The sequence below is a fragment of the Modestobacter muralis genome, from assembly GCF_010682105.1.
In the GTDB taxonomy this organism is placed as follows: domain Bacteria; phylum Actinomycetota; class Actinomycetes; order Mycobacteriales; family Geodermatophilaceae; genus Modestobacter; species Modestobacter muralis.
The window spans coordinates 1-23,250 of sequence record NZ_JAAGWH010000048.1; the positions used below are offsets into that span (position 1 = coordinate 1).

25 protein-coding genes are annotated in these 23,250 nt (G+C 74.5%); 4 read left to right on the forward strand and 21 right to left on the reverse strand.

Annotated elements, in window-relative coordinates:
* Nucleotides 1–987 (reverse strand): DNA-processing protein DprA (gene dprA, locus GCU67_RS15520; RefSeq protein WP_338105055.1); only part of this gene is annotated, 987 nt, incomplete at its 3' end.
* Between the two features lie 183 nt (nt 988–1,170).
* Here dprA and GCU67_RS15525 point away from each other — a divergent pair.
* Nucleotides 1,171–1,404, forward strand: coding sequence for a hypothetical protein (locus GCU67_RS15525; protein ID WP_163612129.1), 234 nt, complete (start codon nt 1,171–1,173; stop codon nt 1,402–1,404).
* A 28-nt stretch (nt 1,405–1,432) separates the two neighbouring features.
* On the opposite strand, the gene GCU67_RS15530 is transcribed toward GCU67_RS15525, so the two are convergent.
* The 12 genes from GCU67_RS15530 to rpsP form a co-directional block, all read right to left on the reverse strand.
* A complete protein-coding gene (locus tag GCU67_RS15530) occupies nt 1,433–2,953 on the reverse strand; it encodes a YifB family Mg chelatase-like AAA ATPase (RefSeq protein WP_163612130.1) in 1,521 nt (506 codons plus the stop codon).
* Nucleotides 2,953–3,336: a YraN family protein gene (locus GCU67_RS15535; RefSeq protein ID WP_163612131.1), complete on the reverse strand. Its 384-nt coding sequence runs from the start codon at nt 3,334–3,336 to the stop codon at nt 2,953–2,955. Before GCU67_RS15535 ends, GCU67_RS15530 begins: the two co-directional genes overlap by 1 nt.
* A 131-nt stretch (nt 3,337–3,467) precedes the next feature.
* Nucleotides 3,468–3,788 (reverse strand): DUF2469 domain-containing protein, encoded by a 321-nt coding sequence (locus tag GCU67_RS15540; protein ID WP_163612132.1) that lies wholly within the window; start codon nt 3,786–3,788, stop codon nt 3,468–3,470.
* Nucleotides 3,785–4,579, reverse strand: a complete 795-nt coding sequence (locus tag GCU67_RS15545; protein WP_163612133.1) for a ribonuclease HII — start codon at nt 4,577–4,579, stop codon at nt 3,785–3,787. The genes GCU67_RS15540 and GCU67_RS15545 overlap by 4 nt, the downstream gene beginning before the upstream one ends.
* 215 nt (nt 4,580–4,794) lie before the next feature.
* A complete protein-coding gene (locus GCU67_RS15550) occupies nt 4,795–5,499 on the reverse strand; it encodes a LuxR C-terminal-related transcriptional regulator (protein WP_163612134.1) in 705 nt (234 codons plus the stop codon).
* Between the two features lie 99 nt (nt 5,500–5,598).
* Entirely contained in the window at nt 5,599–6,636 is a 1,038-nt protein-coding gene (lepB, locus tag GCU67_RS15555) for a signal peptidase I (protein ID WP_163612135.1), read from the reverse strand.
* Between the two features lie 120 nt (nt 6,637–6,756).
* Nucleotides 6,757–7,113: a 50S ribosomal protein L19 gene (rplS, locus tag GCU67_RS15560; RefSeq protein ID WP_163612136.1), complete on the reverse strand. Its 357-nt coding sequence runs from the start codon at nt 7,111–7,113 to the stop codon at nt 6,757–6,759.
* A 159-nt stretch (nt 7,114–7,272) separates the two neighbouring features.
* Nucleotides 7,273–7,770, reverse strand: a complete 498-nt coding sequence (locus GCU67_RS15565) for an NUDIX domain-containing protein (protein ID WP_163612137.1) — start codon at nt 7,768–7,770, stop codon at nt 7,273–7,275.
* Nucleotides 7,767–8,567, reverse strand: a complete 801-nt coding sequence (gene trmD, locus GCU67_RS15570; RefSeq protein ID WP_338105056.1) for a tRNA (guanosine(37)-N1)-methyltransferase TrmD — start codon at nt 8,565–8,567, stop codon at nt 7,767–7,769. Before trmD ends, GCU67_RS15565 begins: the two co-directional genes overlap by 4 nt.
* Entirely contained in the window at nt 8,564–9,079 is a 516-nt protein-coding gene (gene rimM / locus GCU67_RS15575; RefSeq protein WP_163612138.1) for a ribosome maturation factor RimM, read from the reverse strand. Before rimM ends, trmD begins: the two co-directional genes overlap by 4 nt.
* A gap of 44 nt (nt 9,080–9,123) precedes the next feature.
* Nucleotides 9,124–9,360 (reverse strand): RNA-binding protein, encoded by a 237-nt coding sequence (locus GCU67_RS15580; protein WP_163612139.1) that lies wholly within the window; start codon nt 9,358–9,360, stop codon nt 9,124–9,126.
* A 3-nt stretch (nt 9,361–9,363) separates the two neighbouring features.
* Complete coding sequence (gene rpsP, locus GCU67_RS15585) at nt 9,364–9,879, reverse strand: 30S ribosomal protein S16 (RefSeq protein WP_163612140.1); 516 nt, start codon at nt 9,877–9,879, stop codon at nt 9,364–9,366.
* 155 nt (nt 9,880–10,034) lie between these two features.
* On the opposite strand from rpsP, the gene GCU67_RS15590 reads away from it, so the two are divergent.
* On the forward strand, nt 10,035–10,436 hold the full coding sequence (locus GCU67_RS15590) for a VOC family protein (RefSeq protein WP_338105057.1): 402 nt from the start codon (nt 10,035–10,037) through the stop codon (nt 10,434–10,436).
* Between the two features lie 49 nt (nt 10,437–10,485).
* On the opposite strand, the gene GCU67_RS15595 is transcribed toward GCU67_RS15590, so the two are convergent.
* From GCU67_RS15595 to GCU67_RS15625, 8 genes are all read right to left on the reverse strand, one after another.
* Nucleotides 10,486–12,222, reverse strand: a complete 1,737-nt coding sequence (locus GCU67_RS15595; RefSeq protein WP_211661484.1) for a proline--tRNA ligase — start codon at nt 12,220–12,222, stop codon at nt 10,486–10,488.
* Between the two features lie 82 nt (nt 12,223–12,304).
* Nucleotides 12,305–12,475 (reverse strand): hypothetical protein, encoded by a 171-nt coding sequence (locus GCU67_RS21190; protein ID WP_170311066.1) that lies wholly within the window; start codon nt 12,473–12,475, stop codon nt 12,305–12,307.
* Nucleotides 12,476–12,513: 38 nt separating this feature from the next.
* The gene (locus GCU67_RS15600; RefSeq protein ID WP_163612142.1) at nt 12,514–13,599 is read right to left on the reverse strand and encodes an amidohydrolase family protein; all 1,086 of its coding nucleotides are present in this window, start codon (nt 13,597–13,599) and stop codon (nt 12,514–12,516) included.
* A gap of 4 nt (nt 13,600–13,603) precedes the next feature.
* Complete coding sequence (gene ffh / locus GCU67_RS15605) at nt 13,604–15,184, reverse strand: signal recognition particle protein (protein WP_163612143.1); 1,581 nt, start codon at nt 15,182–15,184, stop codon at nt 13,604–13,606.
* Nucleotides 15,185–15,418: 234 nt separating this feature from the next.
* On the reverse strand, nt 15,419–15,610 hold the full coding sequence (locus tag GCU67_RS15610; protein ID WP_163612144.1) for a hypothetical protein: 192 nt from the start codon (nt 15,608–15,610) through the stop codon (nt 15,419–15,421).
* Nucleotides 15,611–15,732: 122 nt separating this feature from the next.
* On the reverse strand, nt 15,733–18,108 hold the full coding sequence (locus tag GCU67_RS15615) for a [protein-PII] uridylyltransferase (protein ID WP_338105058.1): 2,376 nt from the start codon (nt 18,106–18,108) through the stop codon (nt 15,733–15,735).
* A gap of 104 nt (nt 18,109–18,212) precedes the next feature.
* On the reverse strand, nt 18,213–18,551 hold the full coding sequence (locus tag GCU67_RS15620) for a P-II family nitrogen regulator (protein ID WP_163612145.1): 339 nt from the start codon (nt 18,549–18,551) through the stop codon (nt 18,213–18,215).
* The gene (locus GCU67_RS15625) at nt 18,548–19,900 is read right to left on the reverse strand and encodes an ammonium transporter (RefSeq protein ID WP_163612146.1); all 1,353 of its coding nucleotides are present in this window, start codon (nt 19,898–19,900) and stop codon (nt 18,548–18,550) included. The genes GCU67_RS15620 and GCU67_RS15625 overlap by 4 nt, the downstream gene beginning before the upstream one ends.
* A gap of 288 nt (nt 19,901–20,188) precedes the next feature.
* On the opposite strand from GCU67_RS15625, the gene nicT reads away from it, so the two are divergent.
* The gene (gene nicT, locus GCU67_RS15630; protein ID WP_338105059.1) at nt 20,189–21,310 is read left to right on the forward strand and encodes a Nickel transporter NicT; all 1,122 of its coding nucleotides are present in this window, start codon (nt 20,189–20,191) and stop codon (nt 21,308–21,310) included.
* 118 nt (nt 21,311–21,428) lie between these two features.
* Nucleotides 21,429–23,246 (forward strand): SpoIIE family protein phosphatase, encoded by a 1,818-nt coding sequence (locus tag GCU67_RS15635; RefSeq protein ID WP_211661485.1) that lies wholly within the window; start codon nt 21,429–21,431, stop codon nt 23,244–23,246.
* Nucleotides 23,247–23,250 lie beyond the last annotated feature (4 nt).

Sequence of the window (23,250 nt, forward strand, 5' to 3'; positions counted from 1 at the left end):
GTCAGCGGGCGCGGTGAGGCCCTCCCCCACCCGGCCCACCGTCTCCACGACCTCGGCGGCCGAGGTGACCAGCCTGGCGCCGCGCTCGGTGTCGCGCAGCAGCTGGTGGCACCCGACGCTCATCGCCGACGTCACCGGCCCGGGCACCGCCATCACCGACCGGCCCAGATCCCGCGCCCGGTGCGCGGTCGCCTGTGCCCCGGAGCGGGCGGCCGCCTCGACCACCACCGTGCCCCGGGTGAGCGCGGCGATGAGCCGGTTGCGGACGAGGAAGCGGTGGCGGAGCGGCGCGCAGCCCGGCGGCCACTCGCTGACCAGCAGTCCGTCGTCGAGCACCCGGGTGAACAGCGCCGAGTGCCCGCTGGGGTATGCCCGGTCGACCCCGCAGGCCAGGACGACGACGGTCGGCGCTCCCGCAGCCAAGGAGCCCCGGTGGGCCGCTGCGTCGATGCCGAACGCGCCGCCGGAGACCGTGGTCCACCCCCGCTCCCCCAGCCCGTGGGCCAGCTCGGCGGCGACGTGCTCGCCGTAGGCGGTGGAGGCCCGTGAGCCGACCAGCGCCACCGAGCGGTCGACCAGGTCGTCGAGCGGACGGTCACCACGCACCCACAGCGCCAGTGGCGGCACCAGCACCCTGGTGCGGTCCAGCGGGCGGCCCCCGACGTCGGCCTGCGGCTGGGTCGCGGTCAGCGTCAGGCAGTGCAGGGCCGCGGCCGGCCACTCGTCGTCCTCGGGGACGACCAGCCGGCCACCACTGCGCTGCACGCGGGCGAGGTCGTCCAGGCTCACGTCCTCCTGGGCCCGCGCACCGACCAGCGCCTGGACCGCCCGCGGCGCGCGCCCGGCGCGCAGGGCGGCCGCCGCGACGACCGGCCCGGCCTCGGTGACGAACTGCCACATGGCGACCGAGCCGGGTTCGACCGCACGGGACAGCCAGGCTCGCGCCAGCCGGACGTCGGCGGGGACACCTCCCTGGTCGGCGGTCACACCGCCACCCGCTGCAGCCACACGCCCAGCGCCTCGGCGACCTGGTCGGGGCCCAGGGTGACCAGCCCGGCCACGTAGGCGAGAGTCCAGGCAACCCGGAACACGACCGCTCCGCATGGCTGGTCAGTGTCGCCGCACTGGCTGACTTGCTGGTCAGCGGACGAACCAGCACAGTTCCCCAGCGTGGACGCGATCCTCGGTCTGGTCGTCAGCGTCGCGGGCGTCGCCGTCCTCGTCTTCGCTCCCCGGTTGGCGCACCAGAACGAGGCCGGCAGCCGGGTGCTCGGCCGGTTCGACCCGTACGCGAGAAGGCCTCGCTTCATGCGGGCGTGGTCACTGGCGATCACCAGGGCAGTGGGGGGCCTGTGGATCATCCTCGGTCTGCTCGCCGTCGTCGGCGTCGTCGACTGGGTCTGACGACGGCGGCTGAGATCTCCGGTCGGAGTCATGCCGCGACCCGTTGTAGGCGCATCCCCAGTGCCTCCACCACGTCCTCAGCGGTGGGTGTCGTGCGACCTGCCAAGTCCGCAACAGTCCAGGCGACCCGGAGGACGCGGTCGAAGCCGCGCACCGACAGCGAGCCGCGCTCCAGTGCCCGCTCGGCCAGTGCCAGCGAGCCGCGGGCGGGTCTCCACCGCTCACGGAGCAGCCGACCCGGCACCTCGCTGTTCAGCGACAGCCCCGTGCCGGCCATCCGCTCCGCGGCGGCCGCCCGGGCGCGCCGCACCCGCTCGGCCACCGCCGCGGTGGGCTCGGGGCTGCCCGTCCCGTCCAGCCAGGCAGCGCGCGTCACGGGCGGCAGGGTCACCCGTAGGTCGATCCGGTCCAGCAGCGGACCGGACAACCGAGACTGGTAGCGCCGCCGCTCCAGCGGGCTGCAGGTGCACGCGGTGTCACCGGCCGCGCTCGCGCACGGGCAGGGGTTGGCCGCGAGCACCAGCTGGGTCCGGCAGGGGAAGGTGGCCGAGCCGTTGGCCCGGTGGATGGTCACCTGCCCGCGCTCCAGCGGCTGCCGCATCGTGTCCAGCACCGTGCGCGCGAACTCGGGGGCCTCGTCCATGAACAGCACGCCCAGGTGGGCGCGGGACAGCGCACCGGGGCGGATCTGCCCGGAGCCACCACCGACCAGGGCGGCCATCGTCGCCGAGTGGTGCGGGGCCTCGAACGGCGGTCGGGTCACCAGCGGCGCCCCCGGGGGCAGCGTGCCGGCGATCGAGGCGATGGCGGTCACCTCCAGGGCCGCCCGCTCGTCCAGCGGCGGCAGCAGACCGGGCAGCCGCTCGGCCAGCATCGTCTTGCCCGCGCCGGGCGGGCCGGTGAGCAACAGGTGGTGCCCGCCGGCCGCGGCGATCTCCACCGCCCGCCGGCCGGCGGCCTGCCCGACGACGTCGGCGAGATCGGGACCCGGCGGTGCAGGGTCGGCAGCTCCCCGCTCGTGCCGGGTCAGCAGGACGCGGCCGGTCAGGTGGGCGACGACCTGGCCGAGGCCGCCGGCAGCGAGCACGTCGACGCCCTCGACCAGGCCGGCCTCGTCGGCGTTGTCCAGCGGGACCACGACCTGGCGGTGCCCGGCCGCCGCCGCGGCGAGCACGGCCGGCAGCACCCCGCGGACGGCGCGCAGCGACCCGTCCAGGCCGAGCTCGCCGAGAAGCACCAGGTCCCCGACGCGCGCCGCGGGCAGCACACGCGCCGCGGCGAGCACGGCGACGGCCAGCGCCAGGTCGAAGCCGCTGCCCTGCTTGGGCATCGCGGCCGGGGAGAGCCCGATGGTCACCCGGCGCAGCGGAAACTCGTGACCGCTGTTGACCACGGCCGCACGCACCCGGTCCACCGACTGGCGCACCACGGCGTCGGGCAACCCCACCAGGACCACGGTCGGCACCCCGGCCGCCAGGTCGACCTCCACCTCGACCATGGCCCCCCGCACACCGACCAGGCCCACCGACCACGTCCGCGCGAGGCTCATCAGAACGCGTTCCGCAGGTGCGTCACCCGCGGCCGGCCGGTGGCGGGCACGAGCACCCCGACCACGTCGAAGCGCAGGTCGGGCGCGTGGTGGTCGTGGGCCGCCAGCCAGGCGCGCGCCAGCACCCGCAGCCGGTGGCGCTTGGTGCGGGTGACGGCCTCGGCCGGGGAGCCGAACCCGCCGCCGGTCCTGGTCTTGACCTCGCAGAAGACCAGCGCGTCGCCGTCCCGGGCGACCAGGTCCAGCTCACCGTCGCGGCAGCGCCAGTTGCGGTCGAGGACCGTGAGCCCGGCGTCGGTGAGCACACGCGCGGCCACCCGCTCGCCGTAGGCGCCGAGCGCGGCACGGGAACCGGGCGGTGGGGGGTTCTGGGAAGTCGTCACCCCAGGACGGTGGCCGGTCGGCGGGCGGCCCCGCCAGGGCCCGGCCCGAGCTGTGGACGGCGCCCTCCGGTGTGGACAGCGGCCGGCCGGCGCGGGTCAGGACCGGGCAGCCTGCCCCGGTGGAGCAGAGGTCAGGGCAGGCGCGGGTTGTCGGGCAGTTCGAGATCGGGCTTGTCCAGCTCCTCGACGTTGACGTCCTTGAACGTCACCACGCGCACGTTCTTCACGAACCGGGCGGGGCGGTACATGTCCCACACCCAGGCGTCGGAGAGCTTCAGCTCGAAGAACACCTCTCCCCCGGCGTCGCGGACCTGGAGGTCGACGCTGTTGGCCAGGTAGAAGCGCCGCTCGGTCTCCACGACGTAGGAGAACTGGCGGACGATGTCCTTGTACTCGCGATAGAGCTGCAGCTCCATCTCGGTCTCGTACTTCTCGAGGTCCTCGGTGCTCATCGCGCGTGCTCCATCGGTGCCGGGGACGTCAGTGCCGCGACCGGGGACCCGGGCGGCACGCCTCCATCATCGTGCATGGCGGCCGGTGCCGACACCGCCCCCGTGCGCGCCGCGTGCGCGTCCCGGGCCCGGGCCACGTTGACGTACCGCATCCGGTGCTCGGTGCAGGGGCCGTGGCGGTCGAGGGCGGCGCTGTGCACGTCGGTGATGTAGCCCTTGTGCTCGGCGAAGCCGTACTCGGGGAAACGGCCGTCGAGCTCGACCATCACCCGGTCCCGGGTCACCTTGGCCAGCACCGAGGCCGCGGCCACGCAGGCGGCGACCCGGTCGCCCTTCCAGACCGCCAGCGAGGGCTGGGACAGCCCGCTGACCGGGAAGCCGTCGCTCAGGACGTAGTCCGGGCCGGGTGCCAGCGCGCGGACCGCGCGCCGCAGGGCCTCGATGTTCGTCACGTGCATCCCCCGGGCGTCCAGGTCCCCCACCGGGATCGACACCACCGACCACGCCACCGCCCGGTCGACGACCTCGGCGTAGACCTCCTCGCGGGTGGCGGGGTTGAGCAGCTTGGAGTCGGCCAGCCCCGGCACCTTGCCGCGCCGTCCGGCGGGCAGCACGCAGGCGGCCGCGACCAGCGGCCCGGCGCAGGCACCACGGCCGGCCTCGTCGGTCCCGGCGATGGCGGCGAAGCCGCGCCGGCGCAGCGAGCGTTCCATCGTCCAGAGGTCGTCGCGGGCGTCGTCCGCGGCGGTCCGGCGCGGACGGGGTCCGGCGGGAGAAGGTCGGGCGGCCATCGCCTGCCGACAGTACGTCGGCCCGCCCGGCCCGTCAGTGTCCGGTCGGACACCCGGAGCCAGGCGATGAGGCACCGCGGGCCGGTCCCCGGGGGAACGGGGACCGGCCCGCGGCCTCCGGCCGGCTCGGCGCCGGCCGGGTGGCGGGGACGAGACCGTCCCCGCCGGCTGGGGAGCCCGGCCGGCGCACCGGCGGACCGGGCGCAGGCAGCGGCTCAGCCGCCCGCGGGGTCCAGGGAGTGGGCTCCGCAGGTGCAGCCCGGGGCGCGAGCCGACAGGACCAGGGAGACCGCGTGCGCCCGGTCGCGGGCACCGAGCTTGCGCAGGATGGCCTTGACGTGGGACTTGACGGTGTCCTCGGAGATGAACAGGTTGGTGCCGATCACCCGGTTGGTCTGCCCTTGGACGAGCTCGTCGAGGACGTCGGCCTCGCGGCGGGTCAGCGGAGCGGTGAGGGTGAGCTCGCGGGACACCGGCTCGGTGTGGCCCTCGCCGCGGCGGATCTGCGGGTCGACCACGGTGCGCCCGGCGCGGGCGGCCAGGACGGCCCAGCCCAGCATCGTCGGGGAGGTGTTCATGAGCAGGTAGCCGCGGATGCCGGCGGCCAGCGCCTCGTTGACCACACCGGGCTCGTCGGAGGTGGCCAGCGCCACCACCGCCACCTGCGGGTGGCGGCGCCGCAGGTCGCGGACGGCGCTGAGCGTGGCCGCGCGCCCGGAGCCCAGCTCGATCACGACGGCGTCCGGCCGGGCGGCGTCGGCGAGCGCGACCGCACGGCGCAGCTCCCCGGGCGGGCCCACGACCTGCAGGCCGGCGGTCTCGTCGACCATGCCGGTGAGGCCACGGCGGAGGACCGGCGCGTCGGCGAGCAGCAGCACGCGGGTCACGCCGCGGGGCGCGCTCGGCAGGGGGGTGGACACGGCTGGAACTCCGCTCGGGGAAGGGACACTCCCCCGTCCATCGGACGGCCGCGCGACGTCCTTGAGCGACGTCGCCTGGCACCGCCCCGTCCGTGTGGTCTAGCGGGGGTCGGTCTCCCGGCCGGGGCGGGTCTGCGCCGGCCGGCGCACGCGCCGCCAGCCGGTGCGCGGCGGACGGCGGGAGGGCCCGGTCAGCCCCGCGCGCCGGGACCGCAGCCGACGGCGGGCGGCCGTGATCGGCACCGCCCCGGCCAGCCCCAGCACGTAGGGCACGGCCAGCGCCGCCGCACCCTGCACCGGCTGCTGGACGTCGTCCACGCCCGGGACGGCCTGTCCCTGGGCTTGCTGCGGCTGGATGTCGGGGGCGTGCAGCACCCCGAACCGGTCGAGCGGCCAGACGATCAGCGCGGCCTTGCCGATCACGTCGTCGACCCCGATCGTGCCGGCGTACTGGTCGGTCATGTGCGCCTTGGAGTCCGCCGACGCCGAGCGGTGGTCGCCCATCACCCAGAGCCGGCCCTCGGGGACGACGACCGGGCTGAACTCCCGCCCGCTCTGCCCGCCGGTGCTCAGCGGCGAGTCCTGGTAGATGTAGGGCTCGTCCAGCGGCTGGCCGTCGACCAGCACCCGGCCCTGCGGGTCGCAGCACTCGACCGTCTGCCCGGCGGTGGCGATGACGCGCTTGACGTAGTCGTCCTCGCTCGGCGGCGCGACGCCGATCGCCCGGCCCAGGGTCAGCAGCGCGCCGGAGACCCAGTTGCTCGGCTCGGCGACGGTGATCTCCGGGGACCAGGTGTCCGGACCGCGGAAGACCACGATGTCGCCGGGCTCGGGCTCGCCGAACCAGTAGGGAACCTTGTTGACGAGCACCCGGTCACCGGTGCAGCCGGTGCAGCCGTGCAGCGTCTGCTCCATCGAGCCCGAGGGGATGAAGAACGCCTGCACCAGGAAGGTCTTGACCACCAGCGCCAGCACGAAGGCGATCACCAGCAGCACCGGGAGCTCGCGCAGCAGCGACCCCTTCTTCACCGCCGCGTGCCCGCCGCGGCCGCTCGCCCGTGCCGCTGGGCCTGTGGCGGGGTCGGTGGGCTCGCCGGGACGGGAGTCGGCCGGCTCGTCAGGCCCGTGCGTGCTCATCGCCGCCCAGCCTACGGTCCACCGACCCGGGGCACCGGCAACCCGCCCACCCGTCCGGCCCCGGACGCACGACCGGCCCGGCTGCAGAGCGCAGCCGGGCCGGTCGGGACGTGCGATGGGTCAGCGGGAGACGATCTCGCGCTTCTCCTTGATCTTGGCCTTCTTGCCACGCAGCTCGCGCAGGTAGTACAGCTTGGCCCGGCGGACGTCACCGCGGGTCAGCACCTCGATCTTCTCCAGCACCGGGGTGTGCACCGGGAAGGTGCGCTCCACGCCGACGCCGAAGCTGACCTTGCGGACGGTGAAGGTCTCGCGGATGCCGCCGCCCTGACGCCGGATGATCACGCCCTGGAACACCTGCACACGGGAGCGGGTGCCCTCGATCACGCGCACGTGCACCTTCACGGTGTCGCCGGGCCGGAAGGTGGGGATGTCGTCGCGCAGCGACACGTTGTCGAGGGCGTCCAGGGTGTTCATCGCAGCAGTCCTCAGTTCTAGCGGAAAGTCGTCGTGGTACGGGCAGCGGTGTCCCGGTGCCTCAGTACCGGGTGGCTGCGCTCCACCGCCCGGTAAGGGGGCGGAGCCACCACCGGGGCGAACCGGCGGCCTGCAGCAGCTCTCTACTGTGCCACATCTTCAGTCGACGATGCGTGGCGGGCCTGCCCAGGGGCCCGCGAGCACCTCGACCAGCGACCCGGCCAGGCTGCGCGGGGCGAAGGACTCGGTGCTGGCGGTGAGCTCGGCGACCGACCACCAGCGGTGCGGCTGGTCGTCGGCCAGCTCCTCGTCGGTCCGCCCGCTCGGGTCGACGGTGTGGACGACGTCGCGCAGCGCGAAGTAGGTTTCCCGGGAGTCGACCACGGTCTCACCCCACGGCCACACGTGCCGGCGCAGCCACACCGGGCCCTCGAGCGCGGCCGGGTCGACGAGCAGGCCCAGTTCCTCGGCCAGCTCGCGGACGGCGGCGGTGCGCAGGTCCTCGCCGTCCTCGACACCACCGCCGGGGGTGTACCAGAACCGGACCGGCTGACCGAGCTGCGCGGCGGGCCCTCGGGAGCCCAGCAGCAGCACCCGCTGCTGCGGGTCGATCACCAGCACGCGGCTCGCCGGGCGGACCCAGGACGCAGCGGTCACGCCCGGCCCGGCGGGTCGGCGTCCAGGGCGGCGCGGTCGGCGGCGTCCAGCGCCCCGTCGGGCAGCGCGGCCAGCAGGTCGGGACGGCGGTCGGCGGTGCGGCGCAGCGACTGCCCACGCCGCCACCGGGCGATCGCGGCGTGGTCGCCGGACAGCAGCACCGGCGGGACCTCCAGCCCCTGCCATGAGGCGGGGCGGGTGTAGGACGGGCCCTCGAGCAGGCCGTCGGCGTGCGAGTCGAACTCGACGGAGTCGGCGTTGCCGACCACGCCGGGGATCAGCCGGGTGACCGCCTCGACCATCACCAGCACCGCGGACTCGCCGCCGGCCAGCACGTAGTCACCGATCGAGACCTCCGAGACCGGACCGGAGCCCGCGGCCCAGTCCGCGACGCGCTGGTCGATGCCCTCGTAGCGACCGCAGGCGAAGACCAGCCCGGGCTCGGTGGCCCACTGCGCCGCCACGGCCTGCGTGAAGGGGCGCCCGGCCGGCGTCGGCACCACCAGCCGGGTGCCCGGCGGGCGGACGGCCTCGAGCGCTCGGCCCCAGGGCTCGGGGCGCATGACCATCCCGGGACCGCCGCCGTACGGGGAGTCGTCGACGGTGCGGTGCACGTCACCGGTCCACTGCCGCAGGTCGTGGACGCCGATGTCGACGAGGCCGCGCTGGGCGGCCTTGCCCAGCAGCGACTGGCCCAGCGGGGCGAGGTACTCGGGGAAGATGGTCAGGACGTCGACCCGGAACGCCGCCCGGGGTCCGGCGCCCACCGGTGCGGCGTCCACAGGTGCGTCGCTCACAGGTCGAGGAGCCCCTCGGGTGGGTCGACGACCAGCCGTCCCGCTGCCACGTCGACGGTGGGGACGATGGCGCTGACGAAGGGCACCAGCAGCTCACCGCCGCCGGTGCGGGCCACCACCAGCAGCTCGGTGCCCTCGTGGCGCACGCCGGTGACCTCGCCGATCGGCGAGCCGTCGGGCAGCACGGCGGCCAGCCCGACGAGCTGGTGGTCGTAGAAGGAGTCGGGGTCCTCCAGCGGAGGCAGCTCCGCGACGGGGACCAGCAGCTGGGTGTTGCGCAGCGCGTCGGCGGCCTCGCGGTCGGCCACCACCGTGCCGTCGGGCAGGACCAGCGTGAGCAGCAGCGTGCCGCTGTGCCAGCGGGCTGCCTCGATGGTGAGCGGGCCTCGCGCGGCCGGGTCGGTGAGCAGCGCCGTCCCGGGGGCGAAGCGCAGGTCGGGGTCGTCGGTGCGCACCTCGACGGTCACCTGACCACGGACACCGTGGGGCCGGCCGATGCGGCCGACCACCACGGTGTCGGTGTTCTGCGGGGTGGCGCCAGGGGCGCCGGGAGTGCTCAGCGCCCGTCGGTGTCGACGACGTCGACCCGGAGGCCGCGTCCACCGACACCGGTCATGACCTGGCGCAGGGCCTTGGCGGTGCGCCCGCCGCGGCCGATGACCTTGCCGAGGTCCTCGGGGTGGACCCGGACCTCGAGGGTCTTGCCGCGCCGGCCGTTGACCAGGTCGACCACGACGTCGTCGGGGTTGTCGACGATGCCCTTGACCAGGTGCTCGAGCGCCTCTTCCAGCACGTCTTACTCGGCGGCGGCAGCCGGCTCGGCCGCAGCCGGCTCAGCGGCAGCAACCGGGGTCTCGGCGACCGGAGCAGCGTCGGCGGCCGGGGCAGCGTCAGCAACCGGGGCAGCGGGGGTCGCGTCGGCCTTGGGGGCGGCCTTCTTCTTCGGGGTGGTGGCGTCGACGGCCGGCTCACCCATGGAGGCGCGGGCGGCCTCCTCGTAGATGGCCTTCTTGTCGGCCTTGGGGGCCGCGACGCGCATGGGGGCCGGAGCCGGCTCGCCCTTGAACTTCTGCCAGTCACCGGTCACCCGGAAGATGGCGCGGACGGCCTCGGTCGGCTGCGCGCCGACACCGAGCCAGTAGGCGGCGCGCTCGGCGTCGACCTCCATGAAGGACGGGTCCTCCTTGGGGTGGTACTTGCCGATCGTCTCGATCGAACGACCGTCCCGCTTGGTGCGGGCGTCGGCGACGACGATGCGGTAGTACGGCGCGCGCATCTTGCCCAGGCGCATGAGCTTGATCTTGGTGGCCACGAGTGTGGTGTGCTCCTCGAACGTGTGTGGTTGCTCGCCGGACGGACGCGTGGGGGTACGCACGGGGCGGAGCGATGGACACGGCCGGCGACGGTGAGAGGGCCGCCCACCGGCGTGTTCGACAGCCCATGATGCCAGATCCCCGGAGGAGTGCTGTGACCAGGACCGGACTGCTGCACCATGTGGAGATCTGGGTGCCCGACCTGGCCCGCGCGGAGCGGTCCTGGGGCTGGCTGCTCACCCGGCTCGGCGCCGAGCCGTTCCAGGCGTGGGCGCACGGTCGCTCTTGGCGCAGCGGTGACACCTACGTCGTCCTCGAACAGTCCCCGGCACTGGTCGGCGAGGGGCACAACCGCCGCTCCCCCGGGCTCAATCACCTGGCGTTCTGGTTCGACGGCGACCTGGACGCGTTGGTCGCCGAGGCGCCCGGGCACGGCTGGACGCTGCTGTTCCCCGACCGGCACCCGCACGCCGGCGGGCCCGACCACCGGGCCGCCTACCTGGAGGACGGCGACGGCTACGAGGTGGAGCTGGTCGCCCGGGGTCCGGCCACCTGACCGACCGTCCCGCCGGTGCGGGACGCGGCGGGACGGTCGGCGAGGTGGCTCAGGCCCGGACGGCGGCGAGGACGGCGGTGGCGGCCTCGGCGACCGGCACCTCCGAGCGCTCGCCGGTGGCCCGGTCCCGGACCTCGATGACGCCCTCGGCCAGGCCGCGGCCCACCGTGACGATCGTCGGCATCCCCAGCAGCTCGGCGTCCTTGAACTTCACCCCGGGGCTGACCTTGGGCCGGTCGTCGAAGAGCACGGTCAGCCCGGCGGCGACCAGCTCACCGGCGAGGGTCTCGGCGAACTCCATGACCGCGGCGTCCTTGCCGGTGGCGACCAGGTGCACGTCGGCCGGGGCGATCGACCGCGGCCAGACCAGGCCCAGCTCGTCGTGCATCGACTCGGCGATGGCGGCCACGGCCCGGGAGACACCGACGCCGTAGGAGCCCATGGTGACGGTGACCAGCTTGCCGTTCTCGTCGAGCACCTTGAGGTCCAGCGCCTCGGCGTACTTGCGGCCGAGCTGGAAGATGTGGCCCATCTCCACGCCGCGGGCCAGCTCCAGCGGACCGGAGCCGTCCGGGGCGGGGTCGCCGGCGAGCACCTCGGCGGCCTCGATCACGCCGTCCCAGGTGAAGTCCCGGCCGGCGACGAGGTCGAAGACGTGCTTGCCGTGCTCGTTGGCGCCGGTGATCCAGCGGGAGCCGGGGACGACGCGGGGGTCGACCAGGTAGCGGATGCCCGACGTCCCCTCGGTGCCCAGCACCTGCGGCCCGATGTAGCCCTTCACCAGCGCGGGGTGCGCGGCGAAGTCGGTGAAGACGTCGATCTCGGCCGGGGCGACCTGGGCCTCGAGCCGCTTGGCGTCGACCTCCCGGTCACCGGGCAGGCCGATGACCAGCGGCTCGCGCGTGCCGTCGGGGTGCACGAGGGTGACCACGACGTTCTTCAACGTTGCGGCCGCGGTGTACCCGGCGTCGGGGAACCGCTCGTTCGCCATCGCGACCAGCGAGGCGATGGTCGGGGTGTCGGGGGTGTCCTCGACGTGGGCCGCGGGCAGCCCGTCGAAGGGGACCGACTCCGGGACGACGGTGCGCACCGCCTCCACGTTGGCCGCGTACCCACCGGCCGAGCGGACGAAGGTGTCCTCACCGATCGACGTCGGGTGCAGGAACTCCTCGCTCTTGGAACCGCCCATCGCCCCGGACATCGCCGAGACGATCACGTACTCCAGCCCGAGCCGGTCGAAGATCCGGATGTAGGCGGCGCGGTGCGCGGCGTAGGAGGCGTCCAGCCCGGCGTCGTCCACGTCGAAGGAGTAGCTGTCCTTCATGGTGAACTCGCGGCCGCGGAACAGCCCGGCGCGGGGCCGCGCCTCGTCCCGGTACTTCGTCTGGATCTGGTAGAGCGAGACCGGCAGGTCCTTGTAGGAGCCGTAGAGGTCCTTCACCAGGAGCGTGAACATCTCCTCGTGCGTGGGGCCGAGCAGGAAGTCGTTGCCCCGGCGGTCCTTGAGGCGGAAGAGGTTGTCGCCGTACTCGGTCCAGCGGCCGGTCGCCTCGTAGGGCTCACGCGGCAGCAGCGCAGGGAAGTGCACCTCCTGCGCGCCCATCGCGTCCATCTCCTCGCGGACGATGCGCTCGACGTTCCGGAAGACCCGCCAGCCCAGCGGCAGCCAGGTGAAGCCTCCTGGCGCCGCACGCCGGATGTAGCCGCCGCGGGCGAGCAGGCGGTGGCTGGGGACCTCGGCATCGGCCGGGTCGTCGCGCAGGGTGCGCAGGAACAGGGAAGACATCCGAAGGAGCACGGGTGGAGTCTCCCAGGCGGCCCGGGACGTGCGTCCACGGGTTTGACGGGCCGCCCGGGGGACGCCGCGGTCAGGCCGGTTCGGGCACGCCGCCGGGGTCGCCACCGGGGTCGCCGGGCGTCGGCTCGATCGGCGGCGGGGGCAGCGGCTCCGGCGCGTCGGGCAGCAGCTCACCCGGGTCGTCCGGGATGGGCACGGTCGGGTCGATCAGGGGCTCCGGCTCGGGCAGTGGCGACACCATCGCAGCAGTCAACCAGCGCCCGGCCGTCCGCGACAGGCTCAGGCGACGACGACGCCGCGCAGCACCGTCCGTTGCGGCCGGGTGAGCGTGTCCAGGTCCCGCCGCGGGTCGCTGTCGTAGACGACGAGGTCGGCCGGCGCCCCCTCGACGATGCCGGGCAGGCCGAGCCACTCACGCGCGGCCCACGACCCCGCGGCCAGCGCCGCCTCGGCCGGCAGCCCGGCGGTGTGCAGCGCCCGGATCTCCGCGGCGATGACGCCGTGCTCGATCCCACCGCCGGCGTCGGTGCCGGCGAACACCGGGACCCCGGCCTCATAGGCGGCCCGCACCACCGCCCCCGAGCCCGCGTACAGCCGCCGCATCGTGGAGGCGTAGGCGGGGAACTTCCGCTCCCCCGAGTCCGCGAAGCCGGGGAAGTTCTCCACGTTGACCAGCGTCGGGACGACGGCGGTGCCACGCGCCGCCATCTCCCCCACCAGCTCCTCGGTCAGCCCGGTGCCGTGCTCGATGCAGTCGATGCCGGCGGCGATGAGCGCGGGCAGGGCGTCGGTGCCGAAGGTGTGCGCGGTGACCCGGGCGCCCTCCTCGTGCGCGGCGGCGACCGCCGCGGCCACCACGTCGTCGGGCCACTCGGGCGCCAGGTCGCCGATCCCCCGGTCGATCCAGTCGCCCACCAGCTTGACCCAGCCGTCGCCGGCCCGGGCCTGCACGCGCACCTGCTCGACCAGGTCGCCCGGCTCGAGCTCGAGGGCGAGTGCGGGGATGTACCGGCGGGTGGCGGCCAGGTGCCGGCCGGCCCGCACGATCCGCGGGAGGTCGTCGAAGTCGTCGAGGGCCCGGGTGTCGACCGGCGACCCGCAGTCGCGCAGCGCCAGCACCCCGGCGGCCCGCTCGACCAGGGCCTGCTCGCGCAGCCCCGGCAGGTCGGTCACGTGGGCACCGCCGAGGGCGATGCCCACGTGGCAGTGCGCGTCCACCAGGCCGGGCAGCAGGTACCCGCCCCGGCTGACCGTCTCCGCACCCGGCACGCGGTCGAACGTGATCCGGCCGCGGTCGACCCACAGGTCCCGGTGCTCGCCCTCGGGGAGGACGACGCCGGCCAGGTGGAGCGCACGGTCGGTCACCGGGTCAACGGCCCTGCTGGTCCTTGAACTGGCTGAAGTCCAGCTTGCTCAGGTCCGGCAGCGCCTGACCCGGGGGCAGGCCCGGCATGCCACCGGGCAGCCCGCCCGGGAGCTGGCCGGGGAAGCCCGCGCCGCCCATGGCGCCGGGGGCACCGATCGCCCGGCGGGCCGGGGGCTTCTTGGCGCCGCCCTTGCCCTTCTTGCCCTTGCCCCGGGTGGCTGCGGCCTGCTGCTGACGGCCGCGGGCCTTCTTCGACATCGGGCCCATGCCGGGCATGCCCATGCTGCCGGCCATCTGGCCCATCATCTTCTGGGCCTGACCGAAGCGCTCCAGCAGCTGGTTGACGTCGGTGACGCTCACGCCGGAGCCGTTGGCGATGCGCACCCGCCGCGAGGCGTTGATGATCTTGGGGGTGACCCGCTCGGCCGGGGTCATCGACCGGATGATCGCCGCGGTGCGGTCCAGGTCGCGGTCGTCGACCTGCTTGAGCTGCTCCTTCATCTGCCCGGCACCGGGCAGCATGCCGAGCAGGTTCGCGATCGGCCCCATCTTGCGGATGGCCAGCATCTGCTCGAGGAAGTCCTCGAGGGTGAAGCCCTCGCGGCTGGCCAGCTTGCCGGCCATCTTCTCGGCCTGGTCGGCGTCGAAGGCCTGCTCGGCCTGCTCGATGAGGGTCAGGACGTCGCCCATGCCGAGGATGCGCGAGGCCATCCGCTCGGGGTGGAAGACGTCGAAGTCGGCCAGCTTCTCGCCGGTCGAGGCGAACATGATCGGCTGGCCGGTGACGTGGCGGACCGACAGCGCGGCACCACCGCGGGCGTCGCCGTCGAGCTTGGTGAGCACGACACCGGAGAAGCCGACGCCGTCCTGGAAGGCCAGCGCCGTGTTCACGGCGTCCTGGCCGATCATCGCGTCGACGACGAACAGCGTCTCGTCGGGTGAGACGGCGTCGCGGATGCCGGCGGCCTGGGCCATCAGCTCGGCGTCGATGCCCAGCCGGCCGGCGGTGTCGACGACGACAACGTCGTGCATGGTGCGCCGGGCGTGCTCGATGGACTCCCGCGCCACGGCGATCGGGTCGCCCACGCCGTTGCCCGGCTCGGGGGCGTAGACGTCGACGCCGGCCTGGCCGGCGACCACGGACAGCTGCTGCACGGCGTTGGGCCGCTGCAGGTCACACGCCACCAGCAGCGGGGTGTGCCCCTGCGCCTTGAGCCAGCGGCCGAGCTTGCCGGCCAGGGTCGTCTTGCCCGCACCCTGCAGGCCGGCGAGCATGATCACCGTCGGCGACTGCTTGGCGTAGCGGATCCGGCGGGTCTCCCCGCCCAGGACGTCGACGAGCTCCTCGTTGACGATCTTGATGATCTGCTGCGCGGGGTTCAGCGCGCCGGTGACCTCCGCGCCGCGCGCGCGCTCCTTGACGGAGGCGATGAACGAGCGGACGACGGGCAGCGCGACGTCGGCCTCGAGCAGGGCGATCCGGATCTCGCGCGCGGTGGCGTCGATGTCCTCGTCGGAGAGCCGGCCCTTGCCGCGCAGACCGGTGAAGACCTTGTCCAGGCGGTCGGAGAGGGTCTCGAACACAGCACGTCCTCACAGCACTCGGGCGTGCAGCCGGCTGCGGCCCCGCGGGGCCGGCGGACCGGCTCGGGCTCCCGGGGCCACCCCGGGGCCGTCACGCCACCTGTCTCCAGCGTAATGGCCCCCCGACCGGCGCAGGCGGTCGCGACCCTCTGCGAGGGGTAGGACCCGTCCTCCTCATGCCTCGGGAGCTCAGCACGAGCCTCTGAACGCCGGCGGGGGCAGCGGGGCCCTTCCTCAGGCGGCGCGGTGCCCGAGCTCGGCCCGCGGGGTGGCCGACCACCCGATGACCAGTGCGGTGCCGCAGTCGGTGCACGCCCACTCGGGGCAGGCGCTGCCGTCCGCGGTGTGGCCGTCGGTGCAGGTGGGCTGCTCGAAGTCGGTGTCCTCGCCGCAGGTCGGGCAGGGCAGGGTCTGCAGGTCGCTCATGGCGTCCCCTCTCGTCTCGGCGCCGGGCGTCGTCCGGCACGAGCGAACGTGCCACGGGGGTACGACAGAACGCGGCAGCCACCGGCCCGCGTGTCGCGTCCGACCGCGGGCCGGGCGCCCTGCTACCGGCCGGCCGGGTCCGGGGCGTCGCCACCGGCGGCGGCCACCAGCGCCCGCTCAGCGTGCCGGCGCTGCGCGGGGTCGATCGCCGTCCCGGCCGGGTCGCTGACGTAGAACGCGTCGACGGCGTCCCCGCCGAGGGTCTCGACCGTGGCGGAGGTGACGTCGAGGCCGGCCTCGGCCAGGGCGGCGGTGAGCCGGTGCAGCAGGCCGGCGCGGTCGGTGGCGCGCACCTCGACCAGCCCGGTGATGCCGGTCGCCTCGGCGTCGAACCAGGAGATCCGCGGCGGGCGCCCGCCGGCGGCGTCCTGGCTGTAGTCGCGCTCGCGCTGCCGCAGCCGCTCGGCCAGCGGCAGGGTGCCCTCCAACGCCGCCCGCACGCCGTCGGCCAGGATCTCCGGCACCGGCGCCCGCCCGAAGTGCGGCCGCACCGCGAACACCAGCGTGCCGTGGCCCCCTGCGACGCTGACCCGGGCCGCCCGCACGTCGAGCTGGTTGAGCGCCAGCACGCCCGCGCAGAGGCTGAACAGCCCCGGCCGGTCGGGGGCGCCGATGGTGACCTGCTGGCCGTCCAGGACGTCCTCGACACCGACCGTCACCGGCTCGGTGTGACCCTCCAGCGCCGGTGCCGGCCTGGTCACCTGCGGCGCGGTGGGTTCCAGCACCGGCTCGGGCACCGGCGCGCTGCCCAGCCGGGCCGCGACCCGGGCGACGAGCGCGGCGACCAGGTGGGCCTTCCACGGTGACCAGGCCGAGGTGCTGGTCGCCGCCCCGTCGGCCTGGGCGAGGGCGTGCAACAGCTGCAGCAGCGCGGGGTCGGCCCCGATCGCCTCCACCACCCGGTCGACGGTCTTGGGGTCGTCGAGGTCGCGGCGGGTGGCGACGTCGGGCAGCAGCAGGTGGTGCTCGACCATCGCCGACAGCGTGGTCACGTCGGCGGGGCTGAAGCCCATCCGGGCGGCCATCTCGGCGACCACGGTCATGCCGACCTCGGTGTGGTCGCCGGGCCAGCCCTTGCCGATGTCGTGCAGCAGCGCACCGACCAGCAGCAGGTCGGGCCGGTCGACGTCCCGGGTGAGCTCGGAGGCGGCGGCAGCGGCCTCGACGAGGTGCCGGTCGACGGTGTACCGGTGCCAGGGGTGCCGCTGCGGCAGCGACCGCACCCGGTCCCACTCCGGCAGCATCCGGGCCAGCAGCCCCTCCTGGTCCAGCTGCTCCAGCACCGGGACGGCGCTGCGCCCACTGGCCAGCAGGCGCAGGAACGACCATCGCAGCTCCGGCGGCCAGGGCTCGGGCAGCGGCGGGGCGTGCACGGCCAGCACCTTGAGCGTGTACGGCGACAGCAGCAGGTCCGCCCGCGCCGCGGCGGCGGCCCCGCGCAGCACGAGGCCGGGGTCGGCCGCCGGCCGGGCGTCGCGGGCCAGCACGACCTCGTCGCCCTGCCGGACCAGCCCCTCGGCCAGCGGCTCGCGGCGCACCCGGCGGTAGCGGGCGCGGGGCCGGCGCACCAGGGCGGTGTCGACCCGGCGCCAGGTCTCGTCGGCGACGAAGGCCAGCCGCCGTCCGGCCAGGCTGACCCGGCGCAGCAGCAGGTCGTCGTCGGGGACGCCGTCGGTGACCAGACCCAGCGCGCGGGCCACCGGCGCCTGCTCCTGGCGCACCAGCGTGTCGTTGGCCCGCCCGGTGCGCGCGCGCAGGGCGTCGCGGACGTCGAGCAGGAACGCGTAGGCCTCCCCCGCGTCGGCCGGCGCCTCGTCGGCCAGCTGCGCGGCGGCCAGCGCACGCAGCACCTGCCCCTCGCGGAGCCCGCCGTAGGCCTCCTTCAGGTCCGGTTCGAGCAGGAAGCCGAGCTCGCCGACCTGCCGACCTCGGGCCCGCCGGAGGTCGCGCAGCTGGGGCAGCAGCCGGCCGGCGTGCTGCCGCCAGGACGCGAGGGTGGCGGTGCGCAGCCCCGCCGTGACCGCCGGGTCGCCGGCCAGGTGCCGGGCGTCGAGCAGGCCGAGCCCGGCCTTGACGTCCTCGGCGGCCACCGAGACCGCCTCGGACACGGTGCGCACCGAGTGGTCCAGTCGCATCCCGGCGTCCCAGACCGGGTACCACAGCGCATCGGCCAGCGCGGCGATCTCCGGCCGGCCGTCGTGCACGAGCACCAGGTCCAGGTCACCGTGCGGCGGCAGCTCCCGGCGGCCCAGGCTGCCCACGGCCACCAGGGCGACGCCGGTGGCGGCCGGCTCGGGAGACGGTCCGCCGCGCCGCCGGTCGGGGCGCGGGGTGCCGGCGAGGGCCTCGGCCAGCAGGCCGGCGAGCCAGTCGTCGACCGCCCGGACCCGCTCGGCGCGGGGCAGGGCGGGCAGGGCGGCTGTGTCGAGCACGGTCACCTCTCGAGGGTCCGACTGCGGAACGGCGTCGGCCGGGGCAGCAGGGTCTCCCCCACCACCCCGGCCGACGTCAGGTCACCGGGCGCGCGTCAGCGCGCGCGGTCTCACAGCGCGTCGGCGCCGCGCTCGCCGGTGCGGACCCGGACGATCTCGTCGATCGTCGTCACCCACACCTTCCCGTCACCGATCTGGCCGGTGGAGGCGGACTCCACGACCGCGTCGACGACGCGTGCGGCGTCGGTCTCGCTCACGACGACCTCGATGCGGACCTTGGGGACGAAGTCCACCTGGTACTCCGCGCCGCGGTAGACCTCGGTGTGGCCGCGCTGACGGCCGAACCCCTGGACCTCGCTCACGGTCAGACCGGCGATGCCGATCAGCTCGAGGGCGTTCTTGACGTCGTCGAGCTTGAACGGCTTGACGATCGCGGTGATCAGCTTCATGCGCGGGTCGCTCCTTCGGTGTTGCGGGCCTCGGCACGCGCCTGGCCGGTCAGGGATGCCGCACCACTGCCGCCCCCGAGGGAGACGAAGTCGTAGGCGCTCTCAGCATGCTCGACGGTGTCGATGCCGGTGACCTCGTCCTCTTCGGAGATACGGAAGCCCATCGTCTTCTGGATGGCCAGGCCGATGAGGTACGTCAGGACGAAGGAGTAGACGAGGACGGCGAGCGCGCCCACGACCTGGCGCCACAGCTGGTCCACATCGCCGCCGTAGAAGAGGCCGTCGATGCCGGCCGGTGCGTCCTCGGTGGCCAGGAAGCCGATGAGGATCGTGCCGACGAGACCACCGACGAGGTGGACGCCGACGACGTCGAGCGAGTCGTCGTAGCCGAGCTTGAACTTCAGCCCGACGGCCAGGGCGCAGAGCGCACCGGCGACCAGGCCGACCAGGATCGCGCCGATCGGCGAGACCGCGGCACAGGCCGGGGTGATGGCGACCAGGCCGGCGACGACGCCGGAGGCGCCGCCCAGCGAGGTGGAGTGCCCGTCGCGGATCTTCTCCACCAGCAGCCAGGCCAGCGCGGCGGCGCCGGTGGCGACCATCGTGTTGACCCAGGCGACGGCGGCGGTGTTGTTGGCGGCCAGGGCGGAGCCGGCGTTGAACCCGAACCAGCCGAACCACAGCAGCCCGGCGCCGATCATGACCAGCGGCAGGTTGTGCGGGCGCATCGGGTCGCGGCCGAAGCCACGGCGCTTGCCCAGCACGAGGGCCAGCGCGAGACCGGCGGCGCCGGCGTTGATGTGCACCGCGGTGCCGCCGGCGAAGTCCAGCGCGGCCAGGTTGTTGGCGATCCAGCCACCGGTGTGGGTGACGGTGCCGTCGTCCTCGGTCACGGTGAAGTCGAAGACCCAGTGCGCGACCGGGAAGTAGACGATCGAGGTCCAGATGCCGGTGAAGACCATCCAGGCGCTGAACTTGGCCCGGTCGGCGATCGCACCGGAGATCAGCGCGACGGTGATGATCGCGAAGACGGCCTGGAAGCCGACGAAGGCCATGACCGGGTAGCCACCGGCCTCGCTGGTGGTGTCCTCCATCAGGCCCTTGAGGCCCAGGAACTCGTTGGGGTCACCGATGAGCCCGAGGCCGGCGTCGTCGCCGAAGGCGAACGAGTAGCCGTAGAGCACCCAGAGCACGCTGATGAGCGCCAGCGCCCCGAAGCTCATCATCATCATGTTCAGCACGCTCTTCGCGCGGACCATGCCGCCGTAGAAGAGCGCGAGGCCTGGGGTCATCAGCAGCACGAGCGCGGCGCTGGTGAGGATCCAGGCGGTGTCGCCGGTGTTGACCACGGCAACCTCCTGAGGGTGTCATCGGCCGGGGGCCGCAAGCGGGACCCGAGGGACCTCGGGGGACGAACGCCGCCCGGGGGCGGTTCGGAGAAGACGGTGCCGACACCGTGTTTCCGTCGACGACCCGGACGTGTTTCGCAGCCGTGAACTCGCGGTCGCGTGTCGGTCTCGGGTGTTCCGGTCGTGTTGCGTCCTGCCCCCCGAGTGCGGGCGGTCACTGGATCGGTGTTCACCGGAGCTTCTCGCGACCGTCTCGCAGTTGCGAACTCCGTGCAATAAGGTCGCTGCGTGATCAACGCCCCGACCGCACCGCCGACGACGACCGGCACCGGTTTCAGCGCCCGGGAGCGGCGCAGCATCGCCGGGATGAGCGGCTTCGTCGTCCTGCTGCACGTGCTGGGCTGGGGCGTGCTGGTGCTGGCCGTGGCCCCGCAGGACTACCAACTGGGCAGCACCGGCGTCCTCGGCGTCGGGGTCGGCCTGACGGCGTACATGCTGGGCGTGCGGCACGCCTTCGACGCCGATCACATCGCCTCGATCGACAACACCACCCGCAAGCTCGTCGGCGAGGGCCGTTCCTCGGTCAGCACCGGCTTCTGGTTCTCCCTCGGCCACTCCTCGGTGGTGGTCGCCGCCAGCCTGCTGCTCGTGCTGGGCGTGCGCTCGATCGCCGACGTCGTGCAGGACGAGGACTCCGGCGTCGCCGCCACCCTCGGCCTGGTCGGCACCCTGGTCGCCGGCACGTTCCTGCTCGTCATCGGGGTCATGAACCTCGTCGCCGCGATCGGCATCGCCCGGGTCTTCCGCCGCATGCGGTCCGGGGAGTTCGACGAGGCCGAGTTGGAGCACCACCTGCACAACCGCGGCTTCCTCGCCCGGCTGCTCAGCCGCGTCACCCGCCGGGTCAGCAAGCCCTGGCACCTGTACCCGGTCGGCCTGCTGATGGGCCTGGGCTTCGACACCGCCACCCAGGTCGCGCTGCTGGTGCTGGCCGCGGGCTCGGCGGCCTTCGTGCTGCCCTGGTACGCGGTCCTCGTGCTGCCGGTGCTCTTCATGGCCGGCATGAGCCTGTTCGACACCGCCGACGGCGTGCTGATGTCCCGCGCGTACGGCTGGGCGCTGGTGCAGCCGGTCCGCAAGGTGTTCTACAACCTCACCGTCACGGTGCTGTCGGTGGTCATCGCCCTGGTCATCGGGCTCATGGTGCTCACCGGTCTGCTCGTCGACCAGTTCTCCATCGAGGGCGGGCCGCTGGCCTGGATAGCCTCGCTCGACCTGGGCTTCGTCGGGTTCGCCGTGGTCGGGCTGTTCGTCCTGACGTGGGGTCTGGCCCTGGCGGTCTGGCGGTTCGGGCACATCGAGCAGCGCTGGGTGCCGCAGCCGGCCGACCACCTCCCGACCGCCGGCTGAGACCCGGTCCGGGGTCGCGCGTGTCGGCGACCACGTTGCGACCGGGGCGGCCGTCCGGGTACCACTAATGGGCGCCGTCGACGCTGCGCGGTCGACGAACAGGACGGCAGACGACATCGTGGTCGAGGAACGACGCTCCGGGCAGGACCCGTCCGCGGACGGCGGCACCGGCCTGCCCGTGCCGGACTGGGCGCGGATCTTCCACGCCGCCCCGGCCCCGTTCCTGCTGCTCACCCCGGACCTGGTCATCGTCTCGGCCAACGAGGCGCGGCTGACCGCCACGGCGACCACGCTGGAGGACACGGTCGGGCGGCACCTGTTCGACGCCTTCCCGCTCAACCCCGACGACCCGGCCGCCGACGGGATCGCCAACCTCGGTGCCTCGCTGGCCCTCGCGCGGGACACCGGCCGCCCGGTCACGATGGCCATCCAGAAGTACGACATCCCGATGCCGGACGGCACCTACGAGGAGCGTTTCTGGGCGCCCCGCAACGTGCCGATCACCGACGACGAGGGCCGGGTCGTGCTGCTGCTGCACCGCTCCGACGACGTCACCGACTACATCACGGCCCGGGACGAGGCCCAGCAGGAGGCCGCGCGGGGGCAGGACCGGGTCGAGCAGGTCGAGTCCGACCTCTACGCCCGCACCCGCGAGCTGGAGCAGAGCAACCGCGAACTGCGGACCAGCGTCGAGCGTGAGCAGCGGACCGCTCGCGCCCTGGCCGGCCTGGCGACCACGGTCTCCGCACTGGCCGCCGCCGAGAGCGTCCCGGAACTGCTGGAGCTGCTGTTCGCCCACGGCCGCGAGGCGCTGCACGCCGACACCGCGGCGGTGGCCCTGCGGGCGCCCGGCGGCGGGGACCTGCGGCTGACCCGGGACGGCGGCACCGGCCCGCGCACCGGCGTCCTGCCGGCCGGCTCCCCGCTGCCCATGGCGGTCGCCGCCGCCGGCCGGCGGGTGCTGACGGCCGACGCCCTCGGCACCGGGACGGCCGACCTCCTCCCCGGCGTCCGCGCGTGGGCGGCGCTGCCGCTGCGGGCCGGTGGGCGGCTGCTCGGCTCGTGGACGGTCGGCTGGGCCGACCCCCGGCCGATGGACGACGACGACGTCCGGGTGCTGGAGGCCTACGCGGCGCAGTGCGCCCAGGCCGTCGACCGGGTGACCAGGCTGGCGGAGGAGCGCCGGCGGGCCAGCGCCACCCGCAGCCTGGCGGAGAGCCTGCAGCGCTCCCTGCTGACCGACCCCCCGCAGCCGGACCACCTGGGCATCGCGGTGCGCTACCGGCCCGCCGCCCAGGAGGCCCAGGTCGGTGGCGACTGGTACGACGCCTTCGTCTCCCGCGACGGCGCCACCACCCTGGTGGTCGGGGACGTGACCGGGCACGACCGCACCGCCGCGGCGGGGATGGCGCAGCTGCGCAACCTGCTGCGCGGCATCGCCCACGCCGTGGACGGCGGGCCGGCCGAGGTCCTGGGTGCGCTGGACCGCGCGGTGCACGACCTGCAGATCCCCACCCTGGCCACCGCGGTGCTGGCCCGCGTCGAGCAGGACCCGGCCCAGGCGGCCGACGGGGAGCGGTCGCTGCGCTGGTCGAACGCCGGGCACCCGCCGCCGGTGCTGGTGCCGGCCGCCGGCTCCCCGCTGCTGCTCGACCGGCCGCGGAACCTGCTGCTCGGGGTCGACCCGGATGCCCGGCGGACCGAGCACGTGCTGTCGCTGCACCCCGGTGACACGCTCGTGCTCTACACCGACGGGCTCGTCGAGCGCCGGGACTCCGACCTCGACGAGGGGCTGGACCGGCTCGTCACCGCCGTGACCGAGCTGGCCGGGGAGTCCGTCGAGACCCTGGCCGACGAGCTGCTCCTCCGGCTCGCGCCCGAGGGCGACGACGACGTCGCCCTGCTCGTCCTGCGGGTCGTCCCGCAGGACGGCTGAGGGC

Bases quoted from the DNA above. Each gene is read 5' to 3' on its own strand.
- GCU67_RS15620 (WP_163612145.1), bottom strand. From the start codon at position 18,551: ATGAAGCTGATCACCGCGATCGTCAAGCCGTTCAAGCTCGACGACGTC.
- GCU67_RS15530 (WP_163612130.1), bottom strand. From the start codon at position 2,953: ATGAGCCTCGCGCGGACGTGGTCGGTGGGCCTGGTCGGTGTGCGGGGG.
- GCU67_RS15545 (WP_163612133.1), bottom strand. From the start codon at position 4,579: ATGGCCGCCCGACCTTCTCCCGCCGGACCCCGTCCGCGCCGGACCGCC.
- GCU67_RS15610 (WP_163612144.1), bottom strand. From the start codon at position 15,610: ATGAGCGACCTGCAGACCCTGCCCTGCCCGACCTGCGGCGAGGACACC.
- lepB (WP_163612135.1), bottom strand. From the start codon at position 6,636: ATGAGCACGCACGGGCCTGACGAGCCGGCCGACTCCCGTCCCGGCGAG.
- GCU67_RS15595 (WP_211661484.1), bottom strand. From the start codon at position 12,222: ATGTCTTCCCTGTTCCTGCGCACCCTGCGCGACGACCCGGCCGATGCC.
- GCU67_RS21190 (WP_170311066.1), bottom strand. From the start codon at position 12,475: ATGGTGTCGCCACTGCCCGAGCCGGAGCCCCTGATCGACCCGACCGTG.
- GCU67_RS15540 (WP_163612132.1), bottom strand. From the start codon at position 3,788: ATGAGCACCGAGGACCTCGAGAAGTACGAGACCGAGATGGAGCTGCAG.
- rplS (WP_163612136.1), bottom strand. From the start codon at position 7,113: ATGAACACCCTGGACGCCCTCGACAACGTGTCGCTGCGCGACGACATC.